A 16,415-nucleotide genomic window follows, 5' to 3' on the forward strand; every position below is an offset into this window, starting at 1 on the left:
TCGCAGGCGATGTGGACCGATCGGGCCTCCGCTCAGTCGGTCCGGCTTCCACGGATCCGCTCGAGCAGAACCGCGAGAACGATGAAGGCGCCGACAAAAGCGCCCTGCCAGTTGGAGTCGATACCGGCCATCAGCAGGCTGTTGCGGATGACCTCGATCAGCGTCGCGCCGATGAACGCCGCGAAGGCGCCGCCCTCACCGCCCATCAGATTGGCGCCGCCGATCACTGCCGAGGCGATGACCCGCAGCTCATAGCCCGTCCCGAGCGCATTGATGGCCGATCCCTGCCACCCGACCACCATGATCGCCGCGATGGCCGATGTCAGCGCGCAGAGGATGTAGGCCTGGAGCTTGATCCGGTTGACGGGAACGCCGGCGAGCCGCGCCGCCGCCTCGTTGCCGCCGATGGCGTAGAGGTGTCGTCCCCAGGGGGTGAAGCGGAAGACGAAGCCGAAGACCAGGGTCATGGCTACCAGCAGCCAGACCATGTTCGACAGGCCCAGGATCTCGCCGCCACCGATGGCGATGAACATGTCGCCGTCGGGTCCGAACTCGTAGATCATCTTGTTTTCCGATAGCACGACCGCGAAGGACCGTGCCGCAGCCAGCATGCCCAGCGTGACGACGAACGACGGCAGCCCGACATAGGCGATCAGCACGCCGTTGACGATGCCGCAGAGCGCGCCCGCCCCGAGTCCGGCCAGGACCGCCAGCCACCACGGATAGCCGGCCTGCAGGACCAGGCCGCAGATGATGCCCGCAAGGCCCATCACCGAGCCGACCGACAGGTCGATGCCGCCCGTGATGATCACCGCCATCATGCCGAGCGCCATGATGCCGATATAGGCGAAGTTGCGCGTGATATTGAAGAAGTTGTCGGCCGTCGGGAACGAGGCGGGCTGCAGGTACGTCATCACGGCGCAGATCACGAGCACGGCGACCGTGACCCAGAACGGCTGCGCGGCGATCATCTTCCCGATGAAAGACTCGCCCGCGGTCTTCATCAGGCGGTTCCAATGGCGCCGGTGATCAGGCCGGTCACTTCCTCCGGCGAGCTGTCCTGGATGGGCTTGTCGGCGACCTTGCGGCCGCGCCGCAGCACGACGACGCGGTCGGCGACCTCAAAGACGTCGGGCATGCGGTGGCTGATCAGCACGATGGCCATGCCCTGCTCGCGCAATCGCCGCAGCAGATCGAGGACCTCGGCGACCTGCCGCACGCTGATCGCCGCCGTGGGCTCGTCCATCAGGACGATCCTGGCTTGCGACAAGTGCGTGCGCGCGATCGCGACCGCCTGGCGCTGACCGCCGGACATCATGCGTACCGTCTCGGCCGGCCGCGTTTCCGACTTCAGCTCGGCGAACAGCTCACGCGACCGCTCGTTCATGGCCCGGTTGTCCAGGATGCGGAAAGGACCAAAGCCGCGCGTCTTCTCGCGGGCCAGGAAGACATTGGCCGACGCCGTCAGGTTGTTGCACAATGCGAGGTCCTGATAGACCACCTCGATGCCGGCGGCGCGCGCATCGCCTGGCTTGTGGAAATGGACCGGCCGCCCTTCCAGCAGGATCGTGCCGCCCGATGGCGGGAAGTTGCCGGCGATGATCTTGACGAGGGTCGATTTGCCGGCGCCGTTGTCCCCCATCAGCCCGACAATCTCGCCGCGCTCGAGCGCGAAATCGACATGCGACAACGCTTCGATGGCACCGAAGTGCTTGGAGATCGTCTTGAGCTCGAGAGCGGCCACCGATCCTCCCTTATTCGTTGTGAAAACCCTAAGCGGGCGTCTTCGCGCCTGTCCAGTGAAAATCAGATTGGTGCGGCCGATCCCAGCGCCACCACGAGCTCAGCTTCCCTCGATCTCTTCGTAAGCCGTGAAGGTGATCCGGTCCGGGGTCCGATCGAGAAGCGGCGCAAGGATTTCCTCTTCCCAGATCCGCCAGTTCGCGGGGTATGCGTCGAAACGCCTGGGGTGCTCGGGTGTCCCCCACAGAAGCTGCCACGCGTCGCGGCTTTCATAGATCCAGACGGCCGCGTACCTGCCGGCCCGCGCGCCCTTGATTCCCTTGACGACGTGGTGAGCGACGAGACCGGGCAGCCGAAGCAGGCCGCGTGCTTTCGCATCTTGAATTGCCCGCTCGAAGGCGCCGGCGTCGATGCCGGGCTTCAGCTCATACTCGTGAATGCTGACGATCTTCGGCATTGTGGCTTCCTTTACGCTGGGGGACCCTCAGCGGGGGCTGATGGCCACCGTCTTGCCCGTCCGGTGCGACCGCAGCGCAGCATCGGCCAGCAGTAGCGCCCGCCGTCCGTCGTGAACACTGACGGACGGCTTGCGATGGGCCAAGATCGTGTCGATGAAGTCATCGACTTAGTGCAAATAGGCGTCCGCATAACGCTCGACAAAAAAATGCAGAAGCGGATCGCGGGCATCCGTGGTCACGGCGTTCGACTTCAAGACGGCCGTAGGCCGCAGATTGTCGGAGCGGACCATGCCCCGGGAACCGAACACCTCGATCCGCTGATCATAGCCGTACGCGGCGCGCCGGCTGTTGTTGATATGACAGAGCGACCCCCGCCGCGTTGTCAGGATGACCATGGCGGTGTCAACATCGCCGGCCCTACCGATGCCGCGATCGACGCGACAGCTCGCCTTGGCCACCACCTCGACCGGTTCCTCGCCCAGCAGCCAGCGGGCCAGATCGAAGTCGTGAATCATCATGTCGCGGAACAGGCCGCCGGACACCTTGATGTATGCCGCCGGCGGCGGCTCCGGGTCGCGACTGGTGATGACGATCATCTCGACGTCACCGACATCGCCGTTGCGGATCGCCGCACGGATCGCGCGGTTTGTGGGATCGAAACGGCGGTTGAAGCCGATCGCCACCGGGACACGGTGCTTCTCAAGCGCGGCAAGACAACGGTCGACCCGCTTGATGTCGAGATCGATCGGCTTCTCGCACAGCACGGCCTTGCCCATGCGCGCCGAGGCCATGATGAGGTCGACATGCGTGTTCGTCGACGAGGCGATCACGACCGCGTCGATCTCCCGATCGGCGAGCGCGGTGGTCGCGTCAGGTGACGTCCGGGCGCCGACCTGTCGCGCCAGGACGGCTGCAGCCCTGGCCACAGGATCGACGACATACTTGATTCGGGCGCGTGGATGGGCCGCGATGTTTCGCGCGTGCAGCTTGCCGATGCGGCCCGCGCCGAAAATGCAGAAGGTGAGCCTGTCCTTGGCCATCGAAGGTCCTCCCTGCCGGCGCCGGTGACTTGTCGCGAGCGCTACGCTAAGAATATCCTGATCTGCCAACAGTCGGATCGAGCGCGATGAGCACCGTCCGTCTCACGATGGCGCAAGCCCTGGTCAAGCACCTGATCGCCCAGCGTACCGTGCTCGACGGCCGGGACGCACCACTGTTCGCAGGCGTGTTCGCGATCTTCGGCCACGGCAATGTCACCTGCCTCGGCGAGGCGTTGCAGGCTGCCCAGACCGACCTGCCGACATGGCGCGGCCAGAACGAGCAGTCGATGGCGCTGGCCGCCATCGCCTTCGCCAAGGCCACACGCCGGCGGCAGATCATGGTGGCAACCAGCTCCATCGGGCCGGGCGCCACCAACATGGTCACCGCTGCCGGCGTGGCACATGCGAACCGCCTGCCGGTGCTGCTGCTGGCGGGCGACACTTTCGCCAGCCGCCTGCCCGATCCCGTGCTGCAGCAGGTCGAGCATTTCCACGATCCCACGCTCACCGTGAACGACGCCTTCCGCGCCGTGAGCCGCTACTGGGATCGCATCACGCGGCCCGAGCAGCTCGTCGCCTCGCTGCCGCAGGCGGTGGCGCTGCTGCTCGATCCGGCCGCGTGTGGGCCGGCCTTCATCGCGCTGCCGCAGGACGTGCAGGGCGAGGCCTTCGACTACCCCGAGGCGTTCTTCGAGCGTCGTGCGCACCTTGTGCCGCGGCCGCGGCCTGACGCCGCGCAGCTCGCCGCTGCGGCCGGCCTCCTGCGCACCGCACGGCAACCGTTGCTGATCGCCGGCGGCGGCATTCGCTATGCGCTGGCGGAGGCCGAGCTGGCCGCCTTCGCGGAGCGCCACAATATCCCGATCGCCGAGACCGTGGCCGGGCGGGGTGTCCTGCCCCACGTCCACCCGTTGAATGTCGGCCCTCTGGGCGTGATCGGCGCGGCTTCAGCCAACGCGCTGGCGGCGACAGCCGACGTCGTGCTGGCGGTGGGCACGCGCCTGCAGGATTTCATCACCGGCTCCTGGAGCGTGTTCCAGAACCCGGGCTTCCGCTTGATCACCCTGAACGCCGCGCGCGCCGATGCCTACAAGCACGGCGCTCTTGCCGTCATCGGCGACGCGCAGGCTGGATTGGCAGAGCTCTCCGCGGACCTCGGCAACTGGCGGGCGCCCGTTGCCTGGCGCCGGCGTGCGCAGGATGAATACAAAGCGTGGAATAGCACGATCGACCAGCATGCCGGCCCGACCAATGCGACGCCGCCCTCCTACGCCCAGGTTGTCGGCGCCATCAACCGCAAGGCAGCAGAGACCGACATGGTGGTCACCGCGGCCGGCGGACTGCCGGGCGAGTTGACCAAGAACTGGCGGGTCAAATCGGTCGGCACGTTCGACTGCGAATTCGGCTTTTCCTGCATGGGCTACGAGATCGCCGGCGGCTGGGGCATCAAGATGGCGCACCCCGATCGCGACGTCATCGTGCTCGTCGGCGACGGCTCGTACCTCATGATGAACTCGGACATCTACAGCACGGTGCTCACCGGCCACAAGCTCATCATCGTCGTCTGCGATAATGGTGGCTATGCCGTGATCAACCGCCTGCAGACCTCAAAGGGCAGCCCGCCGTTCAACAATCTGGTCGAGCATTGCCGCACTGTGCGGCAGGTCGGCGTCGATTTCGCCCGACATGCGCAGGCGATGGGCGCCCTGGGTGAACGGGTCGTGTCGATCGCCGATCTGGAGCAGGCCTTCGAGCGGGCGAAGGACGCCGACCGCACCTATGTCATCGACATCAAGGTCAACGCCTCGCAATGGACCCCGGGCGATGCCTGGTGGGATGTCGGCGTACCCGAGGTCAGCCCGCGTGAGGCCGTGCGCCAGGCATCGGCGGATCATGCCGAAGCCAGGAAAAAGCAGCGGATCGGAGGGTGACGATGACCATCCGCCTGGGTGTCGCGCCGATCGCCTGGTCCAACGACGACCTGCCCGAGCTCGGCGGCGACACGCCGCTTGAGGTTTGTCTCACGGAGAGCCGCGCCGCAGGCTTCAGCGGCACGGAGACCGGCCACAAGTTCCCGCTGGACCCGGCCCGGCTCGGCCCCCTGCTCGCGGCACATGGCCTCACGCTGGTCTCTGGCTGGTTCTCGGGCCGGCTCCTCGGCGGCTCCGTCGAGGCTGAGAAGGCACGCATGGAGCAGCAGCTGGCGACCTTCAAGGCGCTGGGCGCGCCGGTGATGGTCTATGCCGAGACCACCGGCAGCGTGCAAGGCCAGCGCCGGACGCCCATCAGCCGGCGCCCGCAGCTGTCCGCTGCCGACTTCAGGGCTTACGGCGAGACACTGACCGTTCTGGCCGAGCACATGGCCGGACGCGGCGTGCCCATGACCTATCACCACCACATGGGCACGATCGTCGAGACCGACGCCGACATCGATCTGCTGATGGCCCACACCGGCCCCGCAGTCGGCCTGCTGGTCGATACCGGCCATATTGCGTATGCGGGCGGCGATCTCCTGGCGATCACACGCCGGCACGCACGCCGCATCAACCATGTCCATTGCAAGGATGTGCGCCCCGACGTGCTGGCACAGGCGCGCGCCAGCGACCTGAGCTTCCTCGAGGCCGTGCTGGCCGGTGTCTTCACCGCGCCCGGCGATGGCGGCATCGACTTTGCCGCGTTCGCCAATCTGCTCGCCGAGATCGGCTACAGCGGCTGGGTCGTCGTCGAGGCGGAGCAGGATCCCGTCAAGGCGCCGCCACTGGCATACACCCGGCTGGGGCACGACCATCTGGCCAGGCTGTTCTCCCAGGCTGGAATCACGATTGCGCGGTGAACGTGCGGAAGGTCTGGGCCGCAGAGGCAATATTGCGGCATGCGGCTCCGCCGTCCTTGAAACGCCACGTTTGCATCCACACATCGCGAGCGATCGAGGGAGCTCATCGCAATGCAATGTCCTGTCTGCACCACCGAACGCCTGGTCATGGCCGATCGCCAGGGCATCGAGATCGACTATTGCCCGAAGTGCCGCGGTGTCTGGCTGGACCGTGGCGAGCTGGACAAGATCATCGAGAAGTCAATGACCGTCGCGCCCACGGCGGAGCGCCGCGGCGATGACGGCGGGCGGCCGCAGGCGCCGCCGCCACGCTACCCCGAGCCGTCCCGCGAATACCGCGACGACCGTCACGCGCCGCGCTACGGCAAGCATTACGACGACGATGACGACCACCACCACCGCTACGGCAAGGGCCGCAAGCGCAAGTCGTTCCTCGGCGACCTCTTCGACTTCGACTGACCACCAGCCGCTGCTGCCGCGCGGCTATCCCAGCGTGCAGCCGGCCACCGTGATGCGGTGCATCAGGCGACGCTCGCCGTGATAGTCGTTGGCGGCGTAGTGCCAGGTCGCGCGGTTGTCCCAGAAGGCGAGCGCGCCGGACGTCCAGCGGAACCGGCAGGTGAATTCCGGCCGCGCCGCATGCCGATAGAGATGCTCCAGCAGCGGCTTGCTGTCGGCCTCGGACCAGCCCTCGAAGCGCAGGGTGAACGCCGGATTGACGTAGAGCGCCTTGCGGCCCGACTCCGGATGGGTGATCACGACGGGATGTGAGACCTCGCCGCGCACCGCCTGGGCGTTGCCGATGCGGCCGGTCGTGTCGGCGCCGGTGGTCTTGTGATAACCCTTGGCGCCGAAGACATGCTCGTCGGAGTGGATGGCGCGCAGGCCGTCGAGGGTACGGCGCAGCCCTTCCGACAGGGCTTCATAGGCGGCGTACATGCTGGCGAACAGCGTGTCGCCGCCCTCCTCCGGCACCTCGCGCGCCAGCAGGATCGAGCCCATCGCCGGCGCCACGTCGTAGCTGTGGTCGGTATGCCAGCCGCCGCCGATATTGTTCTTCTGCTCCTTCTCCTTGCGCACCTCGGCGATCTCGGGATAGCCCTCGACCGGCGTGAAGAAGCGGTTGATGTCGATCGGCCCCCAGCGCCGCGCAAACGCGATGTGCTGCTCCGGCGACAGGGTCTGGTTCCGGAAGAAGACGACACCGTGCGCGACGAACGCGTCGCGCACTTCCTGCCACTGGCGATTTGACAGATTGGCGAGATCGACACCCGAGATCTCCGCGCCGCAGCCGCCGGTCAGACGCCGCACCTCGATCGTCTCGTACGTCATTCTTTCCTCCGGGATCGTCTTCGCCTATAATCTGAATCTGAACCATGATTCGGATTATGAGTCAAGCCCAGCCTTCTCCCAGCGACGACCGGGTCGGCGCCTTGCCTGCCAAGCAGGCGCGCAGCCGGCGTACACGCGACCAGCTCCTGGCCGCCGGCTACAGCCTCGTCGAGGCCCGCGACTTCGAGGCCATGTCGATCGCCGATATCGCCAAGGCCGCCGGCTGCTCCGTCGGCGCGTTCTACTACCGCTTCGCCGACAAGGAGGCCTTCTTCCGGGCGATGATCGCCCACCGGCTGGAAGAGGCGCGCCGCCATGTCGGCGGCCTTCTGGCAGTCCCGGACGGCACTGATCCGCTCGAGACCGTGGTCGGCGCCGTGGCCGAAACCTTCCGCCGCCGGCCCGGCTTCCTGCGCGCGGCGCTGCGCAAGAGCATGGAGGATCCGTCGGCCTGGGAGCCGATGCGGGCGCACGGACACTTCGTGGCCGACCAGTTCCTGGAACGCCTGTCACGGGACGCCGGCCGGCGGCCGGCGCCGCACGTCGAGCAGCGCATCCGCTTCGCGTTCCAGATCATGAACGGCACGCTGATCAACGCGCTGATCAACGCGCCCGGCCCGCTGCGGCTCGACCACCCGGCCCTGACACGCGAGCTGCTGCGCGCCATGCGGCTGGTCATCGATGCGGGCGACTAGCCGCGGAAGCTGGCGTCCATCTCGCGCTCGAACACGGCATAGCCGGATTCCCTGCCGACAGTAAGGAACCGGCGGCCGTCGCGGACCTCGATCACAGGCAGGACCGTCGGTGGCGCGAAGGTGCCATAATGCGCCAGCAGCGCCGGCACCGTGGCGATCTCCGCCAGCTTCATCAGGTTGAGCTTGGTGGGGAACAGCACCGTGCGACGCCCGGCATCGGCATCGGCAACGGCTTGCGTCGGCTGGACCCACACCGAGTCCACCGATTCATGCCCATCGTGCAGCGCCAGCTGATCGGACGGCGCAGCCGCAACAAAGAACCGCGTGTCGAAGCGCTTGGGCACGAATGTCGGCGTGATCCAATGCGCATAGGACAGCATCGTATCGCAGGCCAGCACGAGACCCTCGGCGGCCGCCATGGCAGCCATCGAGACCTCGCCCTTGACCAGCGCCTGGCGATAGCGGTCCTCGATCGGCTTCAGCGCCGCGGCCGCGATCAGCTCGGCCTCGCCACGCCGGCGCGCCAGCAGGACACCGGCTTCCTCGAAGGCTTCGCGGATGCCCGCGACCCGGAAAGCCAGCTCGGCCTGCGACAGGCCTTCGACGCCGGTGCACAGATCCCGCAGCCGTGGATCGCTGTCGGCGCTATCGACCTTCCCGCCCGGGAACACCAGCGCCCCCGAAGCGAAATCGATCTGATGGTGCCGCACCACCATGAACACCTCGGGTGGCGAAGCCGGATCGCCGTCAATGGACGGACGCAGCAGCAGCACGGTGGTGGCTGGCACCGGGACGACCGGCGGTTTCTTTTCAGACATGGGATCCTGTTGCGTTGAAAAGCCTGTGCGTTGCATGCGCCGTGCCGGCGCCGGCGCGATGACGCCTACCTGCGCGTGGGGTCGTCGGACACCTGAACCAGCAGCTTGCCGAAGTTGCGTCCCTTCAGCAGGCCGATGAAAGCCTCGGGTGCGTTGTCGAGCCCTTTCACGACGTCCTCGCGATACTTGATCTTCCCGGCCTTCACTGCCGCCGGCACTTCCTTCCAGAAGCCGGCCATCTCGGCAAAATGGTCGCTGACGATGAAGCCTTTCACCAGCGCCCGCTTGACCAGGAGCAGCCGCCAGTCCGGACCAGGGTTCATCTGCATCTCGTTGTACTGCGAGATCAGCCCACACAGCGGCACGCGCGCGAAATCGTTGAGCTGCGGCACCACAGCCGCCTGCACGGCGCCGCCGACGTTCTCGAAGTACACGTCGATGCCCTTGGGGCAGGCGGCGCGCAGCGCCTTGAACAGGTTGGCGCCCTCGGCCCGATAATCGACGCAGGCATCGAAGCCGAGCTCCTTGACCACGTAGTCGCACTTCTCCTTGCCGCCGGCGATGCCCACGGCACGGCAGCCATGCAGCCTGGCCAGCTGGCCCACGACGGAACCGACCGCGCCCGATGCCGCCGACACCACGACCGTCTCGCGCGCCTGGGGCTGGCCGATCTGCATCAGGCCCCACCATGCCGTCTGGCCCGGCATGCCCAGGACCGACAGCGCCGCCGAGAGCGGCGCCGCATCGGGATCGAGCTTCATCGACATGGCGCCGTTGGATACGGCGTGGCTCTGCCAGCCCGAATACTCGACGACGAAATCGCCTTCCTTGAACTTGGGGTTGCGTGACTTCAGCACCTGGCCAACCGTGCCGCCCACCATGGCATCGCCCAGGTTGACGTTGGCGGCGTAGCCTTTGGCCTCGCTCATGCGGCCGCGCATGTAGGGATCGAGCGACAGCCAGATGGTGCGCGACAGGTATTCGCCATCCTTCGGCTCAGGTATCGGCGCGTCGACGACATCGAAATTCGCCAGCGTCGGCTCACCCTGCGGACGCGACTTCAGCAGCACGCGGCGGTTCATCTCGGCCATGGAAAGCCTCCCGATCGGATTGTTGCGGCACCGTAGTCGCATCGCCGCAGCGATGCCAGCGTATCGGTCCGATGATGGGACTGATGATCTGCTGGGCGAAACCCGGTATCAACCGGGCATCCGGGAACGCCGGACCGGCAGGGACGTTGCCTGCCTGCCGCCATCCCGCCCGGGCGCGCCGACACCCTGCACGCTGACGCGAGCATGACCCGATGCGCGTTATCGATCCTCAGGCGTTCTGGGCGCTGCTTGCCGGCATGAAGGTCTGCATGCTGATCACACGCGACGGCGCGGCACTGCAGGCCCGGTCGATGGCGCCCAATGTCGATGCCGATCGTGAGGAGATGCGCCTGGGACGCCGCCGGTGGCGCACGCCGCTACGCGTGGCTGCGTTTCCGTGATCCGGGCACCGGCCTGACCGGCGGCAAGTCCAGATCTGCCAGTTCTCAGAACCCCACCATCATGCGCGGGAAGGCAAAAGTGAAAGCCGACGCCAAGCCAAAGCCGAGCAGCAATGCCGCCAGCAGGTAGGCGACAAGCTCCCACCAGGTCGCGTGGTCACTGTGATGAGTATGGTCGGCGATAAACCGATGGAAGCGATCTACCGTGGCCATTGTTGCCTCCAGCTGCAGGTAGCGCCCTAACGGCGCCGGCAGGTGTAAGTTGCCTCGGTAGCCTTCATGTAGGTTGCAATGGGCACGACCTCAAGGGCGGGAACCGCATGGCTGACGCGCTCGTTGTCCCCGTGAGCGTTTGGTCATGGAGGTCAGCGATGCGCAGCCGACTGCTTCACGAGGACGACGGCCAGCGCACATTTGCGGTCGTGCTGGAAAGCGGCGAGGAAGCGCTTGAATCGCTCAATGACTTCGTGACGCGCGAAGGCATTGGTGCAGCGCAACTCTCCGCCATCGGTGCCTTCAGCAACGCTGTGCTGAACTACTTCGACTGGGAGCGCAAAAAGTACCTGCCCATCCCGGTATGGGAGCAGGTCGAGGTGGCGTCGCTGACCGGCGATGTCGCCCTGTCCCCGGACGGAAAACCGGCGTTGCATGTTCATGCGGTGCTCGGGCGCCGTGACGGCTCAGCGCTCGCTGGACACCTCACCGAAGCGCGGGTCAGGCCGACGCTGGAGGTGGTGGTCACCGAGTCGCCGGCCCATCTGCGCAAGAAGCACGATCCGAAAAGCGGCCTGGCTTTGATCCGGCCGGATGCATGACGCCGCAGCCATGCGGCGGGGAGGACGAACAATGCGCGTCCGAGCATCTTTCACACTGACCCTTGCCGCCGTGCTCGCATTGCCGGCGATGACCAATGCAGTGGAGTCCGAGCGCGTGGTCTGGAGAGGCTCGTATACAGCCTCCTATTCCGCCATCGCCGAGTGCCTGGCCCAGAAGATGTCCGGCGACTACGGCATGCCGGCGGCAGTGCGCACCCTCACCTATCGCATCCAGGTCGGCCTCTGGCGCGAAGGCACCCATCGCGGCCAGCCGGTTGCGGCTTTCTACATCCAGCCCGCCGGCGACGGCCCGGTCGAGATCACGTGGAGCCGCAGCGACAGGCTGGGCAACGACACCTTGCGTCTCGACGAAGCGGCGCGCAACGCCGCCATCGATTGCGGCGGACGCTCCGCCTGACGCAGCGACGATGCGATCAGAAGCACCCGGAAGAACAAGAACGCGGCGCAGGCTTCGCATGCCGGAACGCCGCAGCACCTTTGCCTGAGACGGGCTCGACTCGCGGCATGGCGGTCCGCCATCATCTGATGGCCATGACCCGTTCGTCCGCCCGCACCTTCGTTTGCCTGCCTGGCGCCTGGATGGGCGGCTGGTCATGGACGTTCGTTGCCGAGCGGCTGCGCGCCGCCGGCCACGCTGTCTTCACCCCGACCTTCCGCGGACTGGCTGAACGCGCGCACGAGCTGACGCCGCAGACCAGCAACGAGACCTGCGCTGACGATGTAGTGGCCTGCCTCGCCGATCACGACCTGCGTGACGTCGTGCTGGTGGGGCACTCCTTCGGCAGCCTGATTGCCGGGCTTGTCGTCGATCGCGATCCGGCGCGCGTGGCGCATTTCGTGATCGTCGACGGCGGCATCCCGCGCGACGGCCAGTCGATCTTCGGTCGCATACCGGCGCAGATCGCCGCCAAGCGGCAGAAGCTCGCCCAGGATATCAACGGTGTGAAGGTATTGCCGTTCGCGCCCGTGACCAGCCTGATCATCGACGACATGGACCTGGCGCGCTGGACCCACCGCCAGCTCACGCCGCATCCGCTGCGCTGCTATGTCGATCCGATCCGGTTGCGGCACCCGCCGGGCAACGGCGTGCCGATGACCTATATCGCCTGCGTCAAGCCGCGCTACCCGGTGTCCGCCGGCAACCACGAGCGCGTGCAGGCGATGACCGAGGTGCGCTTCCGGCCCATCGAGGCTGGCCACAACTGCATCATCTCGGCTCCCGACCTGGTCGCCGCCGAGCTGCTGGCAGTGCCATGACGCAGAAGGCGTTGCGTCTATAGCCGCCCCTTCGCTACGGTCGACGCATGGTGACACTACCCTACCCCCTCGTGGACCTCGACCTCGCTGCTCCGCTTGACCGCCACCGTGCCACGGTGTTGCCGGAGTGGATCGACTGGAACGGCCACATGAATGTCGGCTTCTACGTCGTGGCCTTCGACAAGGCGACCGATACGCTCTGCACCCAGCTCGGCGTCGGCTGGGAGTACACGCGCGAGAAGGTCGGGATGACCTTCGTGCTCGAGGCGCATGTCACCTACGATCGGGAAGTGCGCGAAGGCGATCCGCTGCGCATCACGACGCAGGTGCTCGACTACGATACCAAGCGCGTCCACTATTTCCACACGATGCATCACGGCAGTGATGGCTGGGTGGCGGCGACCAACGAGCTGATCCTGATGAACATCGACTACGAGACGCGACGCTCGGCCCCCTGGCCGCCCGAGACCTACCGGCGGCTGGAGCTGATGGCGGCCGCACATGCGACGCTGCCGCGGCCCGACAAGGCCGGCCGCACGATCGCGATCAAGCGGCGATAGCGACGCCGCCGGTCCCGCCTGCGTCAGAACTGGTAGCCCACACCCAGCGCCACGAGGGGCTGCAGGTCGCGGTGCGTGATCGGGCTGAACGCCGCGTCGCCCAGCAACCGGCTGAGGCCGAAGGAGAGCTGGATGAATCCGTGCTCCAGCGCGCGGTAGTGCAGCGAGATGCCGCCGTGCACGTCCTTCATGCCGGCACGCACCGTCGTGACGGGCTGGCCGGTGGCGATGGACTGGTTCTCGTTGATGCCGAAATAGGCGCGCATGTAGCGCCCGTTCGCCCAGGTCGCACCGACGCCGCCTTCGATCGTCAGGGACCTGGTCAGGGTGAAGCGCACGCCGTAGTCGAAGTTGACGACGACACCGTTGTCGCCGCCGGCGGTGCGGCCGGCGTCGATGGTGAACTCGCCGAAATCGGTACGGTAGGCCGCGGCGATCTTGAACACCGGGGCAAGGTCGATCCGCCCCAGCCCGTGAGCCCGGCCGTTGTTGTTGCGCCCTTCCGAATAGTAGATCGACGGGCCGACCCGGAACCCGCCCGCCTTGAAGGCCCAGACGCCCAGGCCATTGTCGTCGTTCAGGAAGACACGGTCCTTCCAGGTGGCGTCTGCCATCGGCTCGAACTGCAGGCTCATGCGCTGCGAGCCTTCGAACACCGGCGCAAACGCGACCCCCGCGCCGACATAGCCCGAGAAATCAGCCCAGGCCGAGGTCCTTCCCCTGGCGTCGGTGTCAGCTTGCGACTGGGCTGCAGCCGGCCCGGCACCCAGCGCCAGCATTGCCGCCATCAGGAACGCCGGGACGGTACGCGCCAATGGATCCATGCTCATATGGCCGCCAGGCGCCGCAGCGCATCACCCCGGATCCGATAGGGCAGCCACGTCTCGATATGCGTGCAGCCGATCGCTTCGTAGAAGCGGCGCGCCGGATTCCAGTGCAGGACATTGAGGTCGATGCGGCCATAGCCCCGGTCGTGGCATTCCCGTGCCAGCGCCGCCATCAGCGCCCGGCCGACACCCGCCTGCCGCACGTCCTCCTCGACCCAGATATCTTCCACGAACATCCCGCGACGGGCTTCCCAGACGGAGTAGTTGAACGTGTAGAGGGCGAAGCCCACCGGCCTGCCGTCGAGCTCGGCGATCATCGTGGCGAATTTCGCTTCCGGTCCGAAGCCGTCGCGCTTCAGGATCTCGGGCGTCGCCTGGACGGCATCGGGCTCGCCCTCGAACGTGGCGAGCGCCACGCAGAAACGGTGGATGGTGGCGGCGTCTTGCGGCAGCGCCTTGCGGACCGTGATCTGTGGCATTGAGGGATCGCGCTCAGAAAGTGGGGTGGCCGCCGTCGATCGACGGCACTGCGCCTGCAATGTCGCCGGGCGCGATGATGCCGGTGCATCCGTGGAGGATCTTCCCCGTCACGCCATTGCCCTCCTCCGGTCGGACGCAGCCACGCGACGGCTGCGTCACGCGGTCGGCACCAGCCCAGCCAGCGCCGCATCGACTGCCTCGCGGATCGCCGCCTCGTCACCGACCTGATTGGCCAGCAGCAGGATCAGGCGTGCATCAAAGGCGCGGCATTGCGCGTCGTCCAGCCCTTTATGCGCATCGACGATCAGGTTGTACACATCGTCCGGCCGCGCGAGGTTCAGATCATGCCGCAGCGCCGTCATCGTCATCCCTCCACAAGGCCGGCGGCGCGCCGCAGGCCGGCTGCCAGCGCCGCAAGATCGAGCGCCCGCCACCGGCCGGCGATCACCTGGTCGGGCCGCACGAGGTAGGTGGTGCCCGGACGGGCATCGCAACGACGCGCCAGCATGCCCTTCGTGTCATGCAAGGCGTCCCAGCCAGCCGGGCGGGCGCCGGCATCACGCATGACGGCGAGGCAGGCGACCGGGAACGGCGCGGCCAGGCGCGCGGCGGCATCGGACGGTAGCCCGTCCGGCGTATCGGCGAAGGTCACCACCGCGAAGCGTCCCGCGACGGCTTCGGTGGCCCAGATATCGTTGTCGTCGGCCAGCGGCGCGTCCGGCAGCACGTCGCCTGGCGGCGGCGCCGGCCCCCAATCCTCTGCGGCCCCGCCGGCATGCAGCGGCGAGTCGGAACAGCCGGTCGGGCGGCTCAGCCGGCCGCTGTTGACCATGGCACGCGCGAACGGAAAGTCCCGCGCCAGGTCGAGGACAGCGTCGCGCAAGACGCGGCTGGCGGGAAATTTGGGCGTGATGAAATCGGTGCTGCGCGTCGACTGTCGGATGTTCTCGCGCGCCGCCTGCACGCGCTCATGGCTGTAGCTCTCCAGCAGCGACGCCGGCGCGATGCCTTGGACAACCAGCGCCAGCTTCCAGCCGAGATTGTCCGCATCCTGCACGCCGGAGTTGCCGCCACGCGCGCCGAACGGCGAGACGACATGCGCCGCATCGCCGGCGAAGATCACCCGCCCATGCACGAAGCGCGGCAGCGTGCGGCAGGTGAACTTGTAGACGCTGCTCCACTCGTGGTCCCAGCGCGCAGCGGGACCGAACATGACGCCCAAGCGCCGGTCGATCGCTTCGATGCGGCGCTCGGCCTCGGCATCGGCGTCGCGGCCGAGCTGGAAGTCGACGCGCAGGACATCGTCGGCCTGGCGGTGCAGCAGCACTGAGTTCTGCGGGTGGAACGGCGGATAGAACCAGTATTTGCGGATGTTGGGCAGATCCGCCCGCATGCGGATATCGGCGATCAGGAATTGGTCGTCGAAGACCTCGCCTTCGTAAGGCAGCTTCAGCAGCGTGCGCACGGCGCTGCGCACGCCATCGCAGGCCACCAGCCAGGCGGCACGCAGCGTGTAGCGTCCGTCCGGGGTATGGACATCGACGGCGACATGGTCGTTGCCCGGCCGCACGTCGATGACCTTGTTGCGGAAGCGCAGGTCGACGCCGGCGACCTCGCCGCAGCGTTCGACGAGGAACTGCTCGCAATAGTACTGCTGCAGGTTGATGAACGCCGGGAAGCGCTGTCCCGGATCGGGCTGCATGTTGAAGCGATAGACCTGGCGGTCGCCGACATAGACTTCGCCGGTGTCCCACGTGACGCCCTTGGCGACCATGCGGTCGGCGACGCCCAGCCGGTGCCAGATCTCGAGCGTGCGCTGCGCCTGGCAGATCGATCGGCTGCCGATGCTGACCGTGTCGTCCTCATCGAGCACCGTGACCGGCACGCCCTTCAGGGCCAGGTCGAGCGCCAGGGTCAGCCCGACCAGCCCGGCGCCGACGATCACCACCGGGTAGGTCGACGCGACGCAGGCGCCGACCGTCAGCTCGGGTGGCGGCACATACGCGTACCGGGGATAGACGTAGCTGCCCATCTCGAAGCCGCC

21 protein-coding genes are annotated in these 16,415 nt (G+C 67.0%); 9 read left to right on the forward strand and 12 right to left on the reverse strand.

Annotated features, from left to right (window positions below; translation table 11 throughout):
* Positions 1 to 32: 32 nt before the first annotated feature.
* From FHP25_RS23900 to iolG, 4 genes are all read right to left on the reverse strand, one after another.
* A complete protein-coding gene (locus FHP25_RS23900) occupies positions 33 to 1,004 on the reverse strand; it encodes an ABC transporter permease (RefSeq protein ID WP_147849490.1) in 972 nt (323 codons plus the stop codon).
* Positions 1,004 to 1,744 (reverse strand): ATP-binding cassette domain-containing protein, encoded by a 741-nt coding sequence (locus FHP25_RS23905; protein WP_147849491.1) that lies wholly within the window; start codon positions 1,742 to 1,744, stop codon positions 1,004 to 1,006. Before FHP25_RS23905 ends, FHP25_RS23900 begins: the two co-directional genes overlap by 1 nt.
* 99 nt (positions 1,745 to 1,843) lie before the next feature.
* Complete coding sequence (locus FHP25_RS23910; protein WP_147849492.1) at positions 1,844 to 2,200, reverse strand: hypothetical protein; 357 nt, start codon at positions 2,198 to 2,200, stop codon at positions 1,844 to 1,846.
* A gap of 168 nt (positions 2,201 to 2,368) precedes the next feature.
* A complete protein-coding gene (iolG, locus tag FHP25_RS23915) occupies positions 2,369 to 3,241 on the reverse strand; it encodes an inositol 2-dehydrogenase (RefSeq protein ID WP_408068540.1) in 873 nt (290 codons plus the stop codon).
* Between the two features lie 86 nt (positions 3,242 to 3,327).
* On the opposite strand from iolG, the gene iolD reads away from it, so the two are divergent.
* The 3 genes from iolD to FHP25_RS23930 all read left to right on the forward strand — a co-directional run bounded on the left by iolD (position 3,328) and on the right by FHP25_RS23930 (position 6,533).
* On the forward strand, positions 3,328 to 5,172 hold the full coding sequence (iolD, locus tag FHP25_RS23920) for a 3D-(3,5/4)-trihydroxycyclohexane-1,2-dione acylhydrolase (decyclizing) (protein WP_147849493.1): 1,845 nt from the start codon (positions 3,328 to 3,330) through the stop codon (positions 5,170 to 5,172).
* 2 nt (positions 5,173 to 5,174) lie between these two features.
* Positions 5,175 to 6,074: a myo-inosose-2 dehydratase gene (gene iolE / locus FHP25_RS23925; RefSeq protein WP_147849494.1), complete on the forward strand. Its 900-nt coding sequence runs from the start codon at positions 5,175 to 5,177 to the stop codon at positions 6,072 to 6,074.
* Positions 6,075 to 6,185: 111 nt separating this feature from the next.
* Positions 6,186 to 6,533, forward strand: coding sequence for a TFIIB-type zinc ribbon-containing protein (locus FHP25_RS23930; RefSeq protein WP_147849495.1), 348 nt, complete (start codon positions 6,186 to 6,188; stop codon positions 6,531 to 6,533).
* A gap of 24 nt (positions 6,534 to 6,557) precedes the next feature.
* Here FHP25_RS23930 and FHP25_RS23935 read toward each other — a convergent pair whose 3' ends face one another.
* Positions 6,558 to 7,406 carry a TauD/TfdA dioxygenase family protein gene (locus FHP25_RS23935; RefSeq protein WP_147849496.1) on the reverse strand — a complete coding sequence of 283 codons (849 nt, stop codon included), beginning with the start codon at positions 7,404 to 7,406 and terminating at the stop codon, positions 6,558 to 6,560.
* Positions 7,407 to 7,462: 56 nt separating this feature from the next.
* Here FHP25_RS23935 and FHP25_RS23940 point away from each other — a divergent pair, with 56 nt between their 5' ends.
* Positions 7,463 to 8,101, forward strand: coding sequence for a TetR/AcrR family transcriptional regulator (locus tag FHP25_RS23940; RefSeq protein WP_178133740.1), 639 nt, complete (start codon positions 7,463 to 7,465; stop codon positions 8,099 to 8,101).
* Here the strand turns inward: FHP25_RS23940 and FHP25_RS23945 are convergent.
* A complete protein-coding gene (locus FHP25_RS23945) occupies positions 8,098 to 8,919 on the reverse strand; it encodes an NUDIX hydrolase (RefSeq protein WP_147849498.1) in 822 nt (273 codons plus the stop codon). The genes FHP25_RS23940 and FHP25_RS23945 overlap by 4 nt on opposite strands.
* A 65-nt stretch (positions 8,920 to 8,984) precedes the next feature.
* On the reverse strand, positions 8,985 to 10,010 hold the full coding sequence (locus FHP25_RS23950) for an NADP-dependent oxidoreductase (RefSeq protein WP_147849499.1): 1,026 nt from the start codon (positions 10,008 to 10,010) through the stop codon (positions 8,985 to 8,987).
* A gap of 212 nt (positions 10,011 to 10,222) precedes the next feature.
* On the opposite strand from FHP25_RS23950, the gene FHP25_RS23955 reads away from it, so the two are divergent.
* The gene (locus FHP25_RS23955) at positions 10,223 to 10,411 is read left to right on the forward strand and encodes a hypothetical protein (RefSeq protein ID WP_147849500.1); all 189 of its coding nucleotides are present in this window, start codon (positions 10,223 to 10,225) and stop codon (positions 10,409 to 10,411) included.
* Positions 10,412 to 10,456: 45 nt separating this feature from the next.
* Here the strand turns inward: FHP25_RS23955 and FHP25_RS40910 are convergent, their stop codons facing one another.
* Positions 10,457 to 10,624 carry a hypothetical protein gene (locus FHP25_RS40910; RefSeq protein WP_178133741.1) on the reverse strand — a complete coding sequence of 56 codons (168 nt, stop codon included), beginning with the start codon at positions 10,622 to 10,624 and terminating at the stop codon, positions 10,457 to 10,459.
* A gap of 158 nt (positions 10,625 to 10,782) precedes the next feature.
* Here FHP25_RS40910 and FHP25_RS23960 point away from each other — a divergent pair, with 158 nt between their 5' ends.
* From FHP25_RS23960 to FHP25_RS23975, 4 genes are all read left to right on the forward strand, one after another.
* Positions 10,783 to 11,226, forward strand: a complete 444-nt coding sequence (locus FHP25_RS23960; RefSeq protein ID WP_147849501.1) for a PPC domain-containing DNA-binding protein — start codon at positions 10,783 to 10,785, stop codon at positions 11,224 to 11,226.
* A 31-nt stretch (positions 11,227 to 11,257) separates the two neighbouring features.
* Positions 11,258 to 11,644 (forward strand): hypothetical protein, encoded by a 387-nt coding sequence (locus FHP25_RS23965; protein WP_178133742.1) that lies wholly within the window; start codon positions 11,258 to 11,260, stop codon positions 11,642 to 11,644.
* A 134-nt stretch (positions 11,645 to 11,778) separates the two neighbouring features.
* A complete protein-coding gene (locus tag FHP25_RS23970; RefSeq protein WP_178133743.1) occupies positions 11,779 to 12,504 on the forward strand; it encodes an alpha/beta fold hydrolase in 726 nt (241 codons plus the stop codon).
* A 47-nt stretch (positions 12,505 to 12,551) separates the two neighbouring features.
* Positions 12,552 to 13,064 (forward strand): thioesterase family protein, encoded by a 513-nt coding sequence (locus tag FHP25_RS23975; protein ID WP_147849504.1) that lies wholly within the window; start codon positions 12,552 to 12,554, stop codon positions 13,062 to 13,064.
* Positions 13,065 to 13,087: 23 nt separating this feature from the next.
* Here FHP25_RS23975 and FHP25_RS23980 read toward each other — a convergent pair whose 3' ends face one another.
* The 4 genes from FHP25_RS23980 to FHP25_RS23995 form a co-directional block, all read right to left on the reverse strand.
* Positions 13,088 to 13,879, reverse strand: coding sequence for a MipA/OmpV family protein (locus FHP25_RS23980; protein ID WP_178133744.1), 792 nt, complete (start codon positions 13,877 to 13,879; stop codon positions 13,088 to 13,090).
* 11 nt (positions 13,880 to 13,890) lie between these two features.
* Positions 13,891 to 14,370, reverse strand: coding sequence for a GNAT family N-acetyltransferase (locus tag FHP25_RS23985; protein ID WP_147849506.1), 480 nt, complete (start codon positions 14,368 to 14,370; stop codon positions 13,891 to 13,893).
* Between the two features lie 156 nt (positions 14,371 to 14,526).
* Positions 14,527 to 14,733: a DUF2783 domain-containing protein gene (locus FHP25_RS23990; RefSeq protein WP_147849507.1), complete on the reverse strand. Its 207-nt coding sequence runs from the start codon at positions 14,731 to 14,733 to the stop codon at positions 14,527 to 14,529.
* Positions 14,734 to 14,735: 2 nt separating this feature from the next.
* Positions 14,736 to 16,403: an FAD-dependent oxidoreductase gene (locus tag FHP25_RS23995; RefSeq protein ID WP_147849544.1), complete on the reverse strand. Its 1,668-nt coding sequence runs from the start codon at positions 16,401 to 16,403 to the stop codon at positions 14,736 to 14,738.
* Between the last annotated feature and the right edge of the window lie 12 nt (positions 16,404 to 16,415).

The sequence above is a fragment of the Vineibacter terrae genome, from assembly GCF_008039615.1.
Taxonomy (GTDB): domain Bacteria; phylum Pseudomonadota; class Alphaproteobacteria; order Reyranellales; family Reyranellaceae; genus Vineibacter; species Vineibacter terrae.

What these genes read in the sequence shown, in the direction of transcription:
- FHP25_RS23900 (WP_147849490.1), bottom strand. Translation starts at nt 1,004, where the DNA reads ATGAAGACCGCGGGCGAGTCTTTCATCGGGAAGATGATCGCCGCGCAG.
- FHP25_RS23910 (WP_147849492.1), bottom strand. Translation starts at nt 2,200, where the DNA reads ATGCCGAAGATCGTCAGCATTCACGAGTATGAGCTGAAGCCCGGCATC.
- iolG (WP_408068540.1), bottom strand. Translation starts at nt 3,241, where the DNA reads ATGGCCAAGGACAGGCTCACCTTCTGCATTTTCGGCGCGGGCCGCATC.
- iolD (WP_147849493.1), top strand. Translation starts at nt 3,328, where the DNA reads ATGAGCACCGTCCGTCTCACGATGGCGCAAGCCCTGGTCAAGCACCTG.
- iolE (WP_147849494.1), top strand. Translation starts at nt 5,175, where the DNA reads ATGACCATCCGCCTGGGTGTCGCGCCGATCGCCTGGTCCAACGACGAC.
- FHP25_RS23930 (WP_147849495.1), top strand. Translation starts at nt 6,186, where the DNA reads ATGCAATGTCCTGTCTGCACCACCGAACGCCTGGTCATGGCCGATCGC.
- FHP25_RS23935 (WP_147849496.1), bottom strand. Translation starts at nt 7,406, where the DNA reads ATGACGTACGAGACGATCGAGGTGCGGCGTCTGACCGGCGGCTGCGGC.
- FHP25_RS23940 (WP_178133740.1), top strand. Translation starts at nt 7,463, where the DNA reads ATGAGTCAAGCCCAGCCTTCTCCCAGCGACGACCGGGTCGGCGCCTTG.
- FHP25_RS23945 (WP_147849498.1), bottom strand. Translation starts at nt 8,919, where the DNA reads ATGTCTGAAAAGAAACCGCCGGTCGTCCCGGTGCCAGCCACCACCGTG.
- FHP25_RS23950 (WP_147849499.1), bottom strand. Translation starts at nt 10,010, where the DNA reads ATGGCCGAGATGAACCGCCGCGTGCTGCTGAAGTCGCGTCCGCAGGGT.
- FHP25_RS23955 (WP_147849500.1), top strand. Translation starts at nt 10,223, where the DNA reads ATGCGCGTTATCGATCCTCAGGCGTTCTGGGCGCTGCTTGCCGGCATG.
- FHP25_RS40910 (WP_178133741.1), bottom strand. Translation starts at nt 10,624, where the DNA reads ATGGCCACGGTAGATCGCTTCCATCGGTTTATCGCCGACCATACTCAT.
- FHP25_RS23960 (WP_147849501.1), top strand. Translation starts at nt 10,783, where the DNA reads ATGCGCAGCCGACTGCTTCACGAGGACGACGGCCAGCGCACATTTGCG.
- FHP25_RS23965 (WP_178133742.1), top strand. Translation starts at nt 11,258, where the DNA reads ATGCGCGTCCGAGCATCTTTCACACTGACCCTTGCCGCCGTGCTCGCA.
- FHP25_RS23970 (WP_178133743.1), top strand. Translation starts at nt 11,779, where the DNA reads ATGACCCGTTCGTCCGCCCGCACCTTCGTTTGCCTGCCTGGCGCCTGG.
- FHP25_RS23975 (WP_147849504.1), top strand. Translation starts at nt 12,552, where the DNA reads ATGGTGACACTACCCTACCCCCTCGTGGACCTCGACCTCGCTGCTCCG.
- FHP25_RS23985 (WP_147849506.1), bottom strand. Translation starts at nt 14,370, where the DNA reads ATGCCACAGATCACGGTCCGCAAGGCGCTGCCGCAAGACGCCGCCACC.
- FHP25_RS23990 (WP_147849507.1), bottom strand. Translation starts at nt 14,733, where the DNA reads ATGACGGCGCTGCGGCATGATCTGAACCTCGCGCGGCCGGACGATGTG.
- FHP25_RS23995 (WP_147849544.1), bottom strand. Translation starts at nt 16,403, where the DNA reads ATGGGCAGCTACGTCTATCCCCGGTACGCGTATGTGCCGCCACCCGAG.